This is a genomic window from Pseudomonas sp. CLCA07 (assembly GCF_053615335.1).
Map to the genome: position 1 here is coordinate 2,610,526 of NZ_CM132131.1, position 16,557 is coordinate 2,627,082.

A 16,557-nucleotide genomic window follows, 5' to 3' on the forward strand; every position below is an offset into this window, starting at 1 on the left:
AGGTTGAATCACATTTTGTGATCCCCCCAATCCCGTAGGAGCCGAGCTTGCTCGCGATGAGGCCCGACCCATCGATACATATCTGCCTGACACACCCTGGTAAACCTTCCTACACCGATCCAAGCTTGATCCTACCCCCCGCGCAGGCCTAATCTAGCGCCACGCAAACGTTTCACCCCCCCCTCGCAGTACCGCAACACCACCACTCCATACCAAGGAGGTTCCCGAATGTTCGATTTCCACCCCCAGCTCAAGCAGCGCTTCGCTGCCTTGCGCACGGGCGCTGAATTCTTTTCGCTGCGTTATGTGCGCGAGTCCGGCCAGTACCTGTCGGTGCGCAAGAACGTCGCCGAACCTCCAAGCCTGAGCCGTGATGAAGGCGCGATGCTGACTGTGCGCGTCAACGGCGTCGAAGCCTACGCCGCGACCAACGACCTGTCGCAACAGGGCCTGCAATCAGCGCTGGACCGCGCCGAGCAACAAGCCCGCCGACTCAAGCCCCACGCGCTACTCGACCTGCGCGACCAACCCGTCTCCAGCGACCGCGCCGACTATTTTTCGCCCAACCTCGACCAGCCCTTCCCGTCCCTGAGCGATTGCTACCAACTGCTCGGTGCCGAATCCGCGTCCGTGCCCAAGGACGAACGGCTGGTGAACTGGCAAGTCAGCATCGGCATCACTCACGTCGAGCAGATCTACCTCAACAGCGCCGGCGCTGAACTGCGCCAGGCCCAACGTTTCGTCTATCCGGGCCTCGACGTCACCGCCTACGACGGCAACGACAGCCAGACCCGTAGCCTCGGCCGCGAGAACTTCGGCCAGCAGGGTGGCGCCGACGTGATCAGTCGTTGCGGCTTGATCGGTGCCGGCCCGCAAGTCGCCGATCAGGCGCTGCAATTGCTGCTCGCACCGAACACCCCGCAAGGCCCGCGCGATCTGCTGCTGATGCCCGACCAGATGATGCTGCAGATCCACGAATCCATCGGTCACCCGCTGGAACTGGACCGCATCTTGGGCGATGAGCGCAATTACGCCGGCACCAGTTTCGTCAAGGCAGAAGACTTCGGCCACCTGCAATACGGCTCGAAACTGCTCAACGTGACGTTCGACCCGGACATCCCCGAACAGCTCGCCAGCTACGGCCATGACGACGACGGCACCGCCGCGAGCAAGCAATTTTTGATCAAGGAAGGTTTGTTGCTACGCCCATTGGGCGGCGCGTTGTCGCAATTCCGCGCAGGCATGAATGGGGTCGCCAACAGCCGCGCCTGCGGCTGGAACCGTCCACCGATCGACCGCATGGCCAACCTCAACATCGAGCCCGGCGATCAACCGCTGGAGCAACTGATCGGCAACATCGAACACGGCATCATGATGTCGACCAACCGTTCGTGGTCCATCGACGATGCGCGCAACAAATTCCAGTTCGGCTGTGAATGGGCGCAGCTGATCGAGAATGGTGAGCTCAAAGGCGTGGTGAAAAACCCCAACTACCGGGCGATTTCCGCACAGTTCTGGAAAAGCCTCAGCGCCGTCGGCGACGCCAATACCGTCAAGGTGCTCGGCACGCCGAATTGCGGCAAGGGTGAGCCGAACCAGGTGATCCGCGTCGGCCATGCGTCGCCGGCCTGCGTGTTCAGCAATGTGGATGTGTTTGGGGGAGACGCCTGATGAGTACGTCGAAAATTCAGGCCGATGCGTTCAAGGTCTTGGTCAACTGGCTGCGCGATGCGATTCGCGAGCCGGAACAGTTCACCCTCAGCTACGCCGCCGAGTCGTCGGCTTTTGTGCGTTTCAACCACGCCAAGGTGCGTCAGGCCGGTCATGTGCAACAGGCGAGCGTTGGTTTTAAGCTGATCAACGATGGCCGACACGCCGACCTCGACATCACACTGGCGGGCGACCCGGAAGTGGACGTGCAGCGTCTTGCCGAAGGTCTGCAACAGTTGCGCGACACCCTGCCGTTGCTGCCTCAGGATCCGTACCTGCTGCTCAACCACGACGGCTGGCAGAGCACGAATGTGCAGGAGCATCCGCTGCCGGACACCGAGCAGGTGGTTGCCGAAATCACTCAGGCCGCCGAAGGCCTGGACTTGGTGGGCTTCTACGCGGCAGGCCCGATCAGTCGTGGTTTCGCCAGTTCGTCGGGCGCGTTCGGCTGGCATCAGGCCAACAGTTTCAACTTCGACTTCAGCCTATTCCACGACAACGGCCAAGCGGTGAAAGCCAGCTACGCCGGGCATGACTGGAACAGCGAAGGGTTTGCCAAGCGCTTCCGCCAGGCTCGCGAGCAGTTGGCGTTTCTCGGTCGGCCGTTGCGCACCTTGGCACCGGGTCAGTACCGCGCCTACCTCGCACCGGCGGCACTCGAAGAAATCATGGGCATGCTCTGCTGGGGCGGGTTTTCGGCGCAGTCGATCGCCAGCAAAACCAGCCCACTGCAAAAGCTTTACGCGGGGGACAGTGCGTTCAGCCCGCAGGTGTCCATTGATGAAAAGGTCAGTGGCTCGCTGAGCCCGGCATTCTCCGGCGAAGGGTATCCACGCAGCGATCTTGGGCTGATCGTCAAAGGCAAGGCCGGCGCGCAAATGGTCAGTTCCCGCAGCGCGGCCGAATACGGTTTGACCGCCAACGGGGCGGGCGGCGGTGAAATGCCGAGCGCATTGAACATGGCGGCCGGGAAATTGCCTGAAGCCGAGATCCTCAAGCAATTGGGCACGGGTTTGTACATCAGCAACCTCTGGTACTTGAACTACTCCGACCAACCGGGGGCTCGCATGACCGGCATGACACGGTTTGCGACGTTCTGGGTCGAGAACGGCGAGATTCAGGCGCCGGTCAGCACTATGCGCTTTGATGACAGTGCCTACAGCTTGCTGGGTTCGCAGTTGGAGGCGTTGACCGAAGAGCGGGAATTGTTGCTGTCGGCGAGTACCTACAGTCAGCGGGCGACGGCTTCGGCTTTGCTACCGGGCGCACTGGTCAACCGACTGACCCTGACCTTGTAAACACGCAACACCTGTAGGAGCTGGCTTGCCAGCGAAGGCGATCGGTCAGTCGACAATTACGTTGAATTTGCCGACCTCTTCGCTGGCAAGCCAGCTCCTGCAAAAATCGGTGCAACGCAGATACTCCCTGACAAGAGGTCCCATGCCCAACCGTCCGCCTCTCGACGCTGTCACCGCCCGTTGGGTGCCGTGGGTCGTCGCCATCGCTTTTTTCATGCAATCGCTCGACGGCACCATCCTCAATACCGCCCTGCCGGCCATGGCCCGGGACCTGGCGGAAGATCCGTTGCGCATGCAGGGCGTGATTATTGCCTACATGCTCACCGTCGCCTTGCTGATCCCCGCCTCCGGCTGGATCGCCGACCGTTTCGGCACCAAGAAAATCTTCTTCGGTGCGATTATTTTGTTCAGCCTCGGCTCGTTGCTCTGCGCCTTGTCGAGCAGCCTGAGCCTGCTGATCGGCGCCCGGGTGATTCAGGGCCTGGGCGGCGCACTGATGTTGCCGGTCGGGCGCCTTGTGGTGCTGCGCGCCTACCCGCGTTCGGAACTGGTGCGGATCATGGGTTTCATCACCATTCCCGGATTGCTCGGCCCGCTGATCGGCCCGACCATGGGCGGCTGGATGGTGCAGTACCTGACTTGGCACTGGATCTTCCTGATCAACCTGCCCGTCGGGTTGGTCGGCTGCTACGCCGTGTGGAAATTCATCCCGGACCTGCGCGGTTCCGAACGCACCCGTTTCGATAGCCTGGGATTCGTGCTGTTCGGCGCCGCGATGATTCTGATCACCATCGCCATGGAAGGCCTGGGGGAAATGCACCTTCCCCACCTGCGAGTAATGTTGCTGCTATTCGCTGGCATGGCCTGTCTGGCGGCGTATTGGTTACGCGCCGGGCATATTGAAAATCCGCTGTTCGCACCGTCGCTGTTCAAGACCCGGACCTTTGCCGTGGGCATTCTCGGCAACCTGTTCGCCCGGCTCGGCAGCGGTGCCCTGCCCTTTCTCGTGCCGTTGCTGCTGCAAGTGGCGCTGGGATATTCGCCCTCACAGGCCGGGATGAGCATGCTGCCGCTGGCTGCGGCGGCGATGATCGCCAAGTGGGTGGCGCGACCGCTGATCGAACGTTTGGGCTATCGCATCGTGCTGACCGGCAACACCCTGGCGCTGGGCATCATGCTCGCGAGCATGGGCCTGGTCAGTGAACAGACGCCGTACTGGCTGCTGCTGTGCCTGCTGGCAATTCTCGGGGCGATCAACTCGCTGCAATTTACCGCGATGAACACCGTCACCCTGATCGACCTCGACGATGCCAGCGCCAGCAGCGGCAACAGCCTCTTGTCGGTGGTCGCGCAATTGTCCCTGAGCCTGGGCGTTGCGTGTGCCGGTGCATTGCTCGGCGGTTTTACGGCAGAGATCGGAAACGATGGCGTTGCGACGGTTTTGGGGGCGTTCCAACTGACCTTTGTGACGGTTGGAATCATGGCGATGCTGGCCGCAACCATCTTCTCGCAGCTCTCAAAGGAAGACGGACGGCGCGTCAAGCGTCCGGAAGAACACATCGAGCCTTAGGGTGAATGGCCCTGGGACTGATACACTGCGCGACATTTTGTTTTGCAGGCCAGTCCCGTGACCACCATCGCCACCGCTTTTAATACTTTGCCGCTGTCCGCCGCCATGCTGGCTAACCTCGACTCCCTCGGTTATGCCCAGATGACGCCGATCCAGGCGCAAAGCTTGCCGGTGATCCTCAAGGGGATGGACCTGATCGCCCAAGCCAAGACCGGCAGCGGCAAGACCGCCGCCTTCGGTATCGGCTTGCTGAACCCGATCAATCCGCGCTACTTCGGTTGCCAGGCGCTGATCCTTTGCCCGACCCGCGAGCTGGCTGACCAGGTCGCCAAGGAAATCCGTCGCCTGGCCCGTGCCGAAGACAACATCAAGGTCCTGACCCTGTGCGGCGGCGTATCCCTCGGCCCGCAGATCGCTTCGCTGGAGCATGGCGCACACATCATCGTCGGCACGCCGGGGCGCATTCAGCAGCACCTGCGCAAAGGTTCGCTGGTACTGCACGGCCTGAACACGCTGATTCTCGACGAAGCTGACCGCATGCTCGACATGGGTTTCTACGACTCCATCGAAGAAATCATCATGCAGGCCCCGGAACGCCGCCAGACACTGCTGTTCTCCGCCACGTACCCGGTGGGCATCAAGCAGCTTGCGTCAAAGTTCATGCGCAACCCGCAGCAAGTGAAGGCCGAGGCGTTCCACGACGACACGCAGATCGAACAGCGCTTCTACGAGATTTCCCCGGAAGAGCGCATGAGCGTCGTGACCAAGGTCCTCGGCCACTTCCGCCCGGCATCCTGCGTAGCCTTCTGCTACACCAAGCAGCAGGTTCAGGAAACCGTCGACCACCTGACCGCCAAAGGCATCTCCGCCGTCGGTCTGCATGGCGATCTGGAACAGCGTGATCGCGACCAGGTGCTGGCGATGTTCGCCAACCGCAGTACTTCGGTACTGGTGGCCACCGACGTCGCCGCTCGCGGTCTGGACATCGATTCGCTGGACATGGTGATCAACGTCGAACTGGCCCGTGATTCGGAAATCCACATTCACCGTGTCGGCCGTACCGGTCGTGCCGGTGAGAAAGGCCTGGCGATCAGCCTGGTCGCACCGCCCGAAGCGCAGCGCGCCCAAGCCATCGAACACCTGCAGCAGACGCCGTTGACCTGGGATCTGGTGGACAACCTCACCAGCCAGGGCGGCGGTCCGCTGCTGCCGGTCATGAGCACGCTGTGCATCGGCGCCGGCCGTAAAGACAAGGTTCGTCCGGGCGACATTCTCGGCGCACTGACCGGCGATGCCGGCATTCCGGGCGCCCAGGTAGGCAAGATCGCGATTTTCGACTTCCAGGCTTTTGTGGCGGTTGAACGCAGGATCGCCAAGCAAGCCTTGCAGCGCCTGAATGACGGCAAGATCAAAGGCCGTTCGCTACGCGTGCGTATCCTCTGATCTCCCTGTAGGAGCCGGCTTGCCGGCGAAGGCGGCGCACCTGACACACCTCGTTGCCCGATTCGCTGGCAAGCCAGCTCCTACAGGTGATGTACCCGTTTCGAATTTTGTGTGAGGACACCGTTTTGCGCTCTACCGAAGTCGTGATCATTGGCGCTGGCGCCGCAGGGTTGATGTGTGCGCTGGCTGCCGCCGGGCGTGGGCGCAAGGTGATGTTGCTCGACCATGCAAATAAGGCCGGCAAGAAAATCCTGATGTCGGGCGGTGGCCGCTGCAATTTCACCAACATGTACACCGAACCTGGCAATTTCCTCTCGCAAAACGAACACTTCTGCAAATCCGCACTGGCGCGCTACACCCAGTGGGATTTCATCGGCATGGTCGCCAAACACGGCGTGCCATACCACGAGAAAAAGCTCGGGCAGTTGTTCTGCGATAACAAATCCAGCGACATCCTCGAGATGCTGCTCAACGAGTGCGATCAGGTCGGCGCGAGCCTGCACCTGGACACCTCGATCCAGACCATCGAAAAACTCGAAAGCGGCTACCTGCTGGACACCACGATGGGGCAGATCACCTGTGAGTCTTTGGTGATTGCCACGGGCGGTTTGTCGATCCCGACCTTGGGCGCGACCGGTTTCGGTTATCAGGTCGCCAAACAGTTCGGCCACCAACTGCTGCCAACCCGCGCCGGCCTGGTGCCGTTCACCATCACCGATCAGCTGAAAGAGCTTTGCACCGAGCTGTCCGGAACGTCGGTGGATTGCCTGGTGAGCTGCAACGATCAGAGTTTCCGCGAAAACATCCTGTTCACTCATCGTGGCCTCAGCGGCCCGGCGATTTTGCAGATTTCTTCGTTCTGGGAATCTGGCGACACGGTTGAGATCAACCTGATGCCGGACCACAACGTGCATGAGTGGCTGCAACAGCAGCAGGCCGAACGTCCGAACAGTGAACTGAAAACCCTGCTGGGGGAAATCTTCACCAAGAAGATGGCCAACCTGCTGGCGGACAACTGGTTCGCCTCCAAACCGATGAAGCAGTACACCCACGCGGAAATCGCCGACATCTCCGAAAAACTGGCGAGCTGGAAACTGGTGCCGGCCGGTACCGAAGGCTACCGCACCGCCGAAGTCACCTTGGGTGGCGTCAACACCAACGAAGTGTCGTCCAAGACCATGGAATCACTGAAAAGCCCTGGTTTGTACTTCATCGGCGAAGTGCTCGACGTGACCGGGCATCTGGGCGGCTTCAACTTCCAATGGGCCTGGGCCTCAGGCTACGCCGCCGCGCAATTCGTCTGATACAACCCCAACACACTGTGGGAGCGAGCCTGCTCGCGAAGAGGTCGGAACATCCAGCATCGATGTTGAATATAAGACCGCTTTCGCGAGCAGGCTCGCTCCCACAGTGGTTATGCGTGAAGCTTAAAGGAACAGATTTTGCTGTCAGATGTGATCGGCGCCATTGCGTCGGCGTCATTACTGGCTCAATTTAGCGTCATTGCCTCGGAAGGCCTTCGCACTTCATGTCATCGACTCCTCTCAGTCAGTCTCTGCGTCGCCTCTGGGCGCTGGATAAATTCAGCTACAGCGTGCGGGTGTTCATTGCCCTGACCGGCAGCATGGCGGTCTGTTGGTATCAGGATGAAATGGGACTGCTGATCCCCTTGTTCCTGGGGATCATCGCCAGCGCCCTGGCCGAAACCGACGACAGTTGGCAGGGCCGCCTCAACGCGCTCGCCGTGACGCTGGTGTGTTTCAGCGTCGCCGCCTTCTCCGTCGAACTGCTCTTCCCCTACCCCTATATCTTCATCATCGCCCTGGCCCTGGCCAGTTTTTGCCTGACCATGCTCGGCGCCCTCGGCGAGCGCTATGGCGCCATTGCCTCGGCGACGCTGATTCTGTCGGTCTACACGATGATCGGCGTCGACCAGCGCGGCGGCGCCGTCACCGATTTCTGGCATGAACCGGTGCTGCTGGTGGCCGGCGCGGCCTGGTACGGTTTGCTGTCGGTGCTGTGGCAGGCGATGTTTTCCAACCAGCCCGTGCAGCAGAGCCTGGCGCGATTGTTCCGCGAGCTGGGTTACTACCTGAAGCTGAAATCGTCGCTGTTCGAACCGATTCGGCAAATGGACGTGGAAGCGCGGCGCCTGGAACTGGCTCAGCAGAACGGTCGTGTGGTGGCGGCCTTGAACGCAGCCAAGGAGATCATTCTGCACCGGGTCGGCAACGGTCGGCCAGGATCGAAAGTCAGCCGCTACCTGAAACTGTACTTCCTCGCTCAGGACATCCACGAGCGCGCCAGTTCTTCGCACTACCCCTACAACGCACTCGCCGAGGCGTTTTTCCACAGCGACGTGCTGTTCCGCTGTCAGCGCCTGTTGCGTCAGCAAGGCAAGGCTTGTCGCGCCCTGGCGGAATCGATCCAGATGCGTCAGCCGTTCGTCTATGACGCAAGCTTCGCCGAAGCCCTGAGCGACCTGCACGCCTCCATCGAACACCTGCGTATCCAGAGCAACCCGGCCTGGCGCGGGCTGTTGCGTTCGCTGCGGGCGCTGGCGGCCAACCTCGCGACACTCGACCATTTACTCAGCGATGCGAGCAACCCGGAAGCCTTGGCCGATGCCACCGACAGCAGCCTGCTCGACCGTTCGCCCCGCAACCTCAAAGATGTGTGGGTACGCTTGCGCACGCAGCTGACGCCGACGTCGCTGCTGTTCCGCCATGCACTGCGTTTGCCCCTCGCGTTGAGCATCGGCTACGGCATGGTGCATTTGATTCACCCTTCTCAGGGTTACTGGATCATCCTCACCACGCTGTTCGTTTGCCAGCCGAACTACGGCGCCACCCGACGCAAACTCGGTCAACGGATCATCGGCACCGCAATCGGCCTGACAATGGCGTGGGCGCTGTTCGATCTGTTCCCGAATCCCTTGATCCAGTCATGCTTTGCGATTGCCGCCGGCGTGGTGTTCTTTATCAACAGAACCACTCGCTACACCTTGGCCACGGCCGCGATCACCTTGATGGTGCTGTTCTGCTTCAACCAGGTCGGGGACGGTTATGGACTGTTCCTGCCGCGACTGCTCGATACCTTGCTCGGCAGCCTGATCGCCGGGCTCGCGGTGTTCCTGTTCCTGCCGGACTGGCAGGGCCGACGCCTGAACAAAGTGCTGGCCAACACCCTGACCTGCAACAGCATTTACCTGCGTCAGATCATGCAGCAATACGCGGCCGGCAAAAGCGACGACCTGGCTTATCGCCTGGCTCGACGCAACGCACACAACGCCGACGCCGCGCTGTCGACGACGCTGGCCAACATGCTCATGGAGCCAGGGCATTTCCGAAAGGAAGCGGATGTCGGCTTTCGTTTTCTGGTGCTGTCGCACACGTTGCTCAGCTATTTGTCCGGGTTGGGCGCGCACCGTGAAACTCCGCTACCACCGGATGTGCATGAGCATTTGATTGAGGGTGCCGGCGTGAGCCTCGCAGCCAGCATCGACGAAATCGCCCAAGGTCTGGCAAGCAAACAGCCGATTGCGATTCAGAGTGACGAGGAAGAAGCGCTGGCCAATTCGCTTGAGCAGATGCCGGATGAAATCGATGAAGGGCAGCGGCTGGTGCAGACGCAGTTGGCGTTGATTTGTCGGCAACTGGGGCCGTTACGGACGTTGGCGGCGCATTTGATTAAAGACACTAGCGAGATTTGAGATTTGTGGGGATTGGGCGGGCCACTTCGCGAGCAGGCTCGCTCCCACAGGGGATTTGTGTCACGCCATAGATCAATGTGGGAGCGAGCCTGCTCGCGAAGGGGCCATCAGCCCCACCACAAAAACCAATCCTCACATCCCATGCTGCTTCATCAACCGCGCATAACTGCCATCAGCCTTCATCTCGGCAATCTCGCGGTCAAAACCGGCGACGATCTGTTCATGTTGCGGGTTTTTCAAGCTGACCAATATGTGCAGGCTGTTCTCGCTCAACGGATTGGGCAAAAACTCCACGGCATTGCGCACTTTGGATGATTCGCGCGCCAAGTAATAACGGGCGACGTATTCATCCTCCAGCGTTAACTTGACCCGATCCGCCGCCACCATGCGTACCGCCATGGCAAAGCTATGCACCGGGACTTTCTGCAGTGACACGTCGTCATCGAACTCCGGCGAATAGGCATACCCCCGCACGATCGCAATCGGATACGTGTGCAGTTGCTGCAAGTCGTTGTATTCGATGGGCGCGTCTTTGCGTTTCAGAAAGCGCACGCGGTTAAGCAGATACTCGCCGGAGAACTGGCCAAGCTGAGTGCGATCAGCGGTGTACCAGGCGTTGACCAACACGTCATAGCGCCCCTCGCCCACTCCCATCAAGGCTCGCGCCCACGGCACCTGTTCGAAATCACTGGCAAAACCGGCCCGGGCCAGCGCGGTACTGACGATGTCCGTCGCCAATCCGCCGTTGACCAGCGTGGCGTCGGTAAAGGGTGGCCAGGCATCGGCGACCAGACGCAGCTTTTCCGCTGCCGCGCCCTGTGTCAGCAACAGCAATACGATCAAAGCAGACGCTTGATGCAATCGCGGCATGCTAGAAAATCCTTAGCGGGCGGGTTACCCGGCGTGTTTTTTTCAGCCCAAACTCCAAGACCCATGTACCGGCAGCCAGGTCTCAACATAGCTCTTTGAAGCCAATGCACAGCGCTTCACCGCAGATTACACAAAGATGACAATGCCGCGAGAAATGAATGATGGCACTTTGGCCTTTGTCACAGATTTTCCTGCCTTAAAGACAACTGTCCTCAGTACGCTTAGTATCGGAGCGACGATGTTCAAGGAACGTGAAAATGACAATTGACTGGATCTGCAAACACCACAGCGACCTGGGTAAAGAACAGCTGTACGCCATTCTGCAACTGCGCGCAGAGGTGTTCGTCGTCGAACAGAAATGCGTGTATCAAGACATCGATGGCCAGGATCTGGAAGGTGACACCTGCCATTTAATGGCGTGGGACGAGAATCGGCTGGTGGGTTACCTGCGATTGCTCGATCCACAGACGCAGGGTGGCGATGTGGTGATTGGTCGGGTGATTGTTGCCCCGGGGGCACGTGGCACCGGCCTGGGGCACGAGCTGATGGCGCAGGCGTTGAAGCAGGCTGAGAAGCACTGGCCGGACATGCCGGTTTATCTGTCGGCCCAGGTGCACTTACAGGGGTATTACGGGCAGTACGGGTTTGTGGTGGCGGGTGAGGAATACGTCGAGGATGGTATTCCTCATATCGGGATGCGTCGGCCTTAAGGGCCCCTTCGCGGGCAAGCCCGCTCCTACAGGATTTCGGTGATCCCTGTAGGAGCGGGCTTGCCCGCGAAGGCGTCAGCTGCACCACCGCAGAATCTAGGGATACTCCAGCACTTCTTTTATCTGCCGCAAATTCCGCTCGATCCACCCCCGATCAATCGCCCCCCACTCACGAATCCGGTAGCGCCCCGCATGATTGCGCGCGCCCTCTTCCTGCTCGAACTCGCAAACAATGTCCAGATCCGCCAACGCCGCAATTGTGTCCTGCGCCGTGCGCCGGGGCATGCCGGTCACGTCGGTCAAGGCCGGAACACTGCTCGCCTGTCCACTGTCGATCAGGTACGCCACATACAACCGGCGATAGAAACTGCTCTTGGTCTTGCTGACTTCCATTCAAACACTCCCGGCTGTTGATCTGTTATTGCATGTCCCGCCAGGTCAGGTACACCCGCAGGTCAAACTCCACCTGGTGATAGCCCGGCAGCATGTGTTCGCAGAGTTTGTAGAACGCCTTGTTGTGATCGGACTCTTTGAAGTGCGCCAGTTCATGCACCACGATCATTTTCAGAAACTCTGAAGGTGCTTCCTTGAACAACGACGCCACACGAATTTCTTTCTTGGCCTTGAGCTTGCCGCCCTGCACCCGCGAGATAGTTGTGTGCAAGCCTAGCGCGCGATGGGTGAGGTCCAGACGGTTATCGAACAGCACTTTGTCGATGGCCGGGGCGTTACGCAGGTATTCCTGCTTGAGGTCCAGCGCATAGGTGTACAGCGCCTTGTCGCTCTGGACACCGTGCTTTTCCGGGTAGCGCTTGCTCAGGTAGTCGCCCAATCGATCTTCGGCGATCAGCTGGCGAACCTGGTCCTGCAACGCAGCGGGATAGGCCTGGAGGTATTTCAACGCGGTCATTGGGGCGGCAACACGAATCACGAAAAGGTCGCCAGTGTAGCGAATTCAACTGTTCAGTGCGCTCCAGTCGAACAGTTGCACAAAGTCGCCGACGTCCTCGGCCATCATCGGCCGCGCCACCAGAAAACCCTGCATGTACTCACAGCCATTCGCTTGCAGCCATTGATACTGAGCAATGGTTTCCACCCCTTCGGCGATCACCCGCATTCCATATTCCTTGCACAGGTCAATTACATTGCGCACCAGCGCTGCATCCCGCGAGGAGTCGGGCAGGCGGGCGATCAAGTGCCGGTCGAATTTGAGTGTGTCCAGTTCCAGGTCGCGCAGATGTGACAGGGAGCAAGGCCCGCAACCGAAGTCATCCAAGGCCACCCGCACCCCGAGATTGCGCAGCAAACGCAGGGTCTTTCGGGTTTCTTCGGGATTTTTCATCAGCGCTTCTTCCGTCACCTCGACTTCCAGATGACGCGGCTCCAGGCCATGGCGCCCCAGCACCTGGCGCAATTCGGTGACCAGGTTGGGCATGCCGAACTGAGTGCTGCTCAAACTCACACCGAGCACCAGGTCCTCGGCAAACAGGGTTTCCCAGGCCTTTCGCTGCCCAACTCCACGATGGTAAATCCAGCTGCCCAGCCGACTGATCAGCCGCGCCTCTTCCAGCAATGGCAAAAACAGCCCCGGCGGGACATCGCCGACGCTCGGGTGCTGCCAACGCAGCAATGCCTCGAACCCGCGGATCTGCCCATTGGCGATGGACACTTGAGGTTGATACACCAAATTGAAATCACGGTTTTCGATGGCCGTTCGCACGCTCTCTTCGAGCATCAGCCGCGAACGCGCCCGGCCGTTCATCTCGTGATCGTAGAAACGATACTGCTGACGGCCCGCACGCTTGGCTTCGTACATGGCAATGTCCGAGGCCCGCAACAAACCGTCGAGGTTGGTCCCGCAATCCGGAAACGTCGCAATCCCGATGCTGGCGCCCAACGTGATTTCCAGGCCTTCAATCTGCTGACAGATCGACACCCGCTCGATGAGTTTTTCCGCAATCTTCGCCGCCTGCTCGGGAAACTCCAGGTCCAGCAACGCCGTAAACTCATCGCCGCCGATGCGCGCCAGAATGTCGAAGGGCCGCAAACAAGCCTTCAACTGCTCAGACACCCAGCGCAGCACACGGTCCCCGGCATCGTGGCCCAGGGAATCATTGACCCGTTTGAACCCGTCGAGATCCAGGTACAGCAGCACCCAGGCACTGTCGGCGCGCTCACCCCGCAGCAGCAGGTTTTCAACGGTCTGGTAGAACCCCCGGCGATTGAGCAGGCCAGTCAAGGGGTCGGTAACAGCCTGGAACTCCAGTTGCTGGTGCAGGTGACGCACCACCGACATGTCCAGCACCGTCACCACCATGGCGTGTTGTTCAGCGGGCAATGGCGCGCACGACAGCGCCACCGGCACCTGCTGGCCGGGGGCGGTTCGCAACAGCGCGTCATGCAGGCGCAAGGTTTCGCCGCGCTTGTAACCGGTGTAAATCTCGGAATCCGCCCAGACCGGGATATGCGGTTTTTGCAGAAAATCCAGAAACTCTTTGCCTTGCAGCTCCTGCACCGTGGCATTGAGCAGCCGCGACACGGCCGGGTTGGCAAAACGGATCACCCCGTCCTCACTCACCACCAGAATGCCTTCAGCCGCGTTCTCCAACACCGAGGCATTGAAAGCGCGAGCGGCTTCCAGGTCGTGGCTCAGGCGCTGCAACTCACGGCGATTACGCTGATGCTCCAGCAGGGCCTGAACTTTGGGTTTGAGAACTTGCGGGTCGAACGGCTTGAACAGGTAATCCACCGCACCGCTGGCATAACCCTTGATCACTGCGTCCTGGGACTGTTCGTTGGCCGTCAGGAAAATGATCGGCGTGAGGCGCGTTCGCTGGCTACCGCGCATCAAGCGCGCCACTTCAAAACCGTCCATGCCCGGCATTTGCACATCGAGCAATACCAGGTCGACATCGTGTTTGAGCAATAGGCCGAGCGCTTCAAAGCCGGAGGCGGCGGTCATGACCTGCCAGTCCTGGCGCTGGAGCAACGCGCGCATGCTAATCAGGTTTTCAGGGTAGTCATCGACGATTAAAAGGATCGAGCTGCCTTCGGTTGGCGTGGGTTGCGCGCATTCCATGCTGCTTCTCTTGTTCGAGGGCGTCAGGTCGGTTTCTCGTGAAAACCGGACAAATACTGTGTCACCACTCTAGACCGCGATCCGCAAAAGCAGAAGCTATCAAAGCGCCACCACTTAACTAACGCGTTAATTTGCCGACTAACGGTCGGTCCTGCAAGCCCCGGAAACCGGGCGAGATGGCATTTAGACAGGATGTTGACGTCAATCATTTGCCATTCAGGCATTAACAAAGTGGCCTTCTACGCTTATAAAGACTGCCCTCCGAGGCGCGTACTAGAGCTTCTGGCACGTGCGTGCAGTAAAATTTGTGGAAGTTTTGTCTATGATCGATCTCGCAACCTGGAACCTCAGCGTCCCTGTTGGCAATCCGCCGTACACCGTTGAAACAGCCAAACTGGTGGATGGCTTCAAGGACCAATACTTCCATTCCGACACCGGCACTTTGTTCTTCTGGACACCGGTAACGGGTTCGCGCACCGAAAATGCCATCTACCCTCGTACCGAACTTCGCGAAACCTACAGCAATGGCACTCTGAAAAACTGGTACCACCCGGACGCCGACAATTTCCTGCGCGCGACCCTGGCGGTGAATCAGGTGCCCAGTTCCGGCAAGATCGTCATCGGCCAGATCCATGCCTATCAAAGTCAGAAACCCATGGTGAAGGTTGAATATCAGTACAAGACCACGACCTCCACCGGCAACATCGTCGCCAAAGTGCGCATGCACCCGGATGATGATGAAGGCCGGGTGATCACCATTGCGACGGGTGTGAAGCTGGACCAGGAGTTTTCCTACCTGATTCATCTGAGTCCGGGTGGCGCGCTGGGCATCAGTGCGGCGGGGTATCAGTGGGACACCGAGATCAGCGCGACCTGGCGTGATAAACCGCTGTACTTCAAGGCTGGGGTTTATGTGCAGGACAACACCGGGTACACCAGCGAGGGGGGGATGGTGACGTTCAGCAAGCTGGATATTGATCACGATAAGTAACCACCCCCGGGACGCTCCGCGTCCCCCCAAAACACCTCATCCCCTGTAGCAGCTGTCGAGCAGCGCGAGGCTGCGTCCGAGGACGAAGTCCTCGCAATCCCGGTAAACCCGGCCCGCCTGAATGAATGAATGAATGAATGAATACGTTGCCTGATTGACGACTGCTGCGCAGCCGAACGCAGCCTCGCAGGCTCGGCAGCTGCTACAAAAATACTATCTGAGCGTCCGAAAAACACGTAGGACTCCTCCGACCGTGGCGAGGGAGCTTGCTCCCGCTGGGCTACGAAGTAGCCCCAAACCCTATCCCCGATTTCCTCAGGCACACCACAGCACCCGGTTTTACTGCAGTTGCACCAACGAACGAAGCCAAACCATCTCGCCACACGAACGCAAAGGCGTCCTACAGGCCGGTTGCGGCTGACTGAATCGCTGCCTAAAGTCTGGCCTGTCGCTGACATCGTTGGCGACAGGGTTTCGCAGCCCTAACGATACGTGTAGTACCCTAGCGCCTCGAAAAAAGAGGGCGCGTCAGCACTCGCCCTCCTTTTTATGGTGGCTGTGTGTGGGAGACCTTTGGGTCTGCCGGGTTCCCGTATCCCTGGTCTGCGAACCCGCACATAGCTACCACCCCATTCGTTTCGCAGCGAACGGTAGTAGCTCTTCATTCAGATACGAGGAAGATTTACTTATGACAATGAACAGCCCGCCGCGCCGCTTCACCCCCATGTCCCAATTCGCCACCGACCACCCCGTCCTGCTCATCGACAGCGACGCCCCGCTACGCGAACTTCACAACTGCCTCAGCGAACGCCTCAACGCCGTCCTCAAATACCTGAACCTGATGGCCTGCACCAGCCTGCCCGACTACGCCGAGAACGACATCAACACTGTCACCAACATCGCCCGGATCATGGTCCAGGATGTTGCCGATGTGTTTGGGGTAATTGAACAGCGTGGGTTTGATAAGCCAGCAAATAGCTGAGTATTCGGCTATCAAACAAAAGGGGGACGATTAAATAAATCTCCCCCTTTCGAATAATTTTTAACTTTCCAGCCATATCAGCTATTTAGCTGCTAAATAAGTGCTATTCAGCCCCCCCTTTTTTCTTGCTAACAATAGCTTTCCTCTTTTAGCGCAGCTACTGAGCCCATTCTATTGCAAAACGCTATAAGC

The 16,557-nt window shown here is 59.4% G+C and carries 13 protein-coding genes; 9 read left to right on the plus strand and 4 right to left on the minus strand.

The window, feature by feature from the left end:
- The first annotated feature begins 228 nt into the window (after positions 1-228).
- The 6 genes from ACWGZX_RS12065 (at position 229) to yccS (ending at position 9,733) form a co-directional block, all read left to right on the plus strand.
- Positions 229-1,671 carry a TldD/PmbA family protein gene (locus ACWGZX_RS12065; RefSeq protein ID WP_452628447.1) on the plus strand — a complete coding sequence of 481 codons (1,443 nt, stop codon included), beginning with the start codon at positions 229-231 and terminating at the stop codon, positions 1,669-1,671.
- A complete protein-coding gene (locus tag ACWGZX_RS12070; protein ID WP_452628448.1) occupies positions 1,671-3,008 on the plus strand; it encodes a TldD/PmbA family protein in 1,338 nt (445 codons plus the stop codon). Before ACWGZX_RS12065 ends, ACWGZX_RS12070 begins: the two co-directional genes overlap by 1 nt.
- Positions 3,009-3,150: 142 nt before the next feature.
- A complete protein-coding gene (gene mdtD / locus ACWGZX_RS12075) occupies positions 3,151-4,578 on the plus strand; it encodes a multidrug transporter subunit MdtD (RefSeq protein ID WP_452628449.1) in 1,428 nt (475 codons plus the stop codon).
- A 105-nt stretch (positions 4,579-4,683) separates the two neighbouring features.
- Positions 4,684-6,021 carry an ATP-dependent RNA helicase DbpA gene (gene dbpA, locus ACWGZX_RS12080; protein ID WP_452629008.1) on the plus strand — a complete coding sequence of 446 codons (1,338 nt, stop codon included), beginning with the start codon at positions 4,684-4,686 and terminating at the stop codon, positions 6,019-6,021.
- A gap of 125 nt (positions 6,022-6,146) precedes the next feature.
- Positions 6,147-7,325 carry an NAD(P)/FAD-dependent oxidoreductase gene (locus ACWGZX_RS12085; RefSeq protein WP_452628450.1) on the plus strand — a complete coding sequence of 393 codons (1,179 nt, stop codon included), beginning with the start codon at positions 6,147-6,149 and terminating at the stop codon, positions 7,323-7,325.
- 224 nt (positions 7,326-7,549) lie between these two features.
- Positions 7,550-9,733, plus strand: coding sequence for a YccS family putative transporter (gene yccS / locus ACWGZX_RS12090; protein WP_452628451.1), 2,184 nt, complete (start codon positions 7,550-7,552; stop codon positions 9,731-9,733).
- Between the two features lie 132 nt (positions 9,734-9,865).
- Here yccS and ACWGZX_RS12095 read toward each other — a convergent pair whose 3' ends face one another.
- Positions 9,866-10,603 carry a substrate-binding periplasmic protein gene (locus ACWGZX_RS12095; protein WP_452628452.1) on the minus strand — a complete coding sequence of 246 codons (738 nt, stop codon included), beginning with the start codon at positions 10,601-10,603 and terminating at the stop codon, positions 9,866-9,868.
- Between the two features lie 257 nt (positions 10,604-10,860).
- Here ACWGZX_RS12095 and ACWGZX_RS12100 point away from each other — a divergent pair, with 257 nt between their 5' ends.
- The gene (locus tag ACWGZX_RS12100; RefSeq protein WP_452628453.1) at positions 10,861-11,313 is read left to right on the plus strand and encodes a GNAT family N-acetyltransferase; all 453 of its coding nucleotides are present in this window, start codon (positions 10,861-10,863) and stop codon (positions 11,311-11,313) included.
- A gap of 96 nt (positions 11,314-11,409) precedes the next feature.
- On the opposite strand, the gene ACWGZX_RS12105 is transcribed toward ACWGZX_RS12100, so the two are convergent.
- The 3 genes from ACWGZX_RS12105 to ACWGZX_RS12115 are packed head-to-tail and all read right to left on the minus strand — an operon-like array spanning position 11,410 to position 14,392.
- Positions 11,410-11,706 (minus strand): winged helix-turn-helix domain-containing protein, encoded by a 297-nt coding sequence (locus tag ACWGZX_RS12105; RefSeq protein WP_452628454.1) that lies wholly within the window; start codon positions 11,704-11,706, stop codon positions 11,410-11,412.
- Between the two features lie 25 nt (positions 11,707-11,731).
- On the minus strand, positions 11,732-12,223 hold the full coding sequence (locus tag ACWGZX_RS12110) for a M48 metallopeptidase family protein (RefSeq protein WP_223520996.1): 492 nt from the start codon (positions 12,221-12,223) through the stop codon (positions 11,732-11,734).
- 45 nt (positions 12,224-12,268) lie between these two features.
- Positions 12,269-14,392 carry a putative bifunctional diguanylate cyclase/phosphodiesterase gene (locus ACWGZX_RS12115; RefSeq protein WP_452628455.1) on the minus strand — a complete coding sequence of 708 codons (2,124 nt, stop codon included), beginning with the start codon at positions 14,390-14,392 and terminating at the stop codon, positions 12,269-12,271.
- A gap of 322 nt (positions 14,393-14,714) precedes the next feature.
- On the opposite strand from ACWGZX_RS12115, the gene ACWGZX_RS12120 reads away from it, so the two are divergent.
- Positions 14,715-15,383 (plus strand): polysaccharide lyase family 7 protein, encoded by a 669-nt coding sequence (locus tag ACWGZX_RS12120; protein WP_452628456.1) that lies wholly within the window; start codon positions 14,715-14,717, stop codon positions 15,381-15,383.
- Between the two features lie 688 nt (positions 15,384-16,071).
- Positions 16,072-16,365: a fructose-bisphosphate aldolase gene (locus ACWGZX_RS12125; RefSeq protein WP_452628457.1), complete on the plus strand. Its 294-nt coding sequence runs from the start codon at positions 16,072-16,074 to the stop codon at positions 16,363-16,365.
- Positions 16,366-16,557 lie beyond the last annotated feature (192 nt).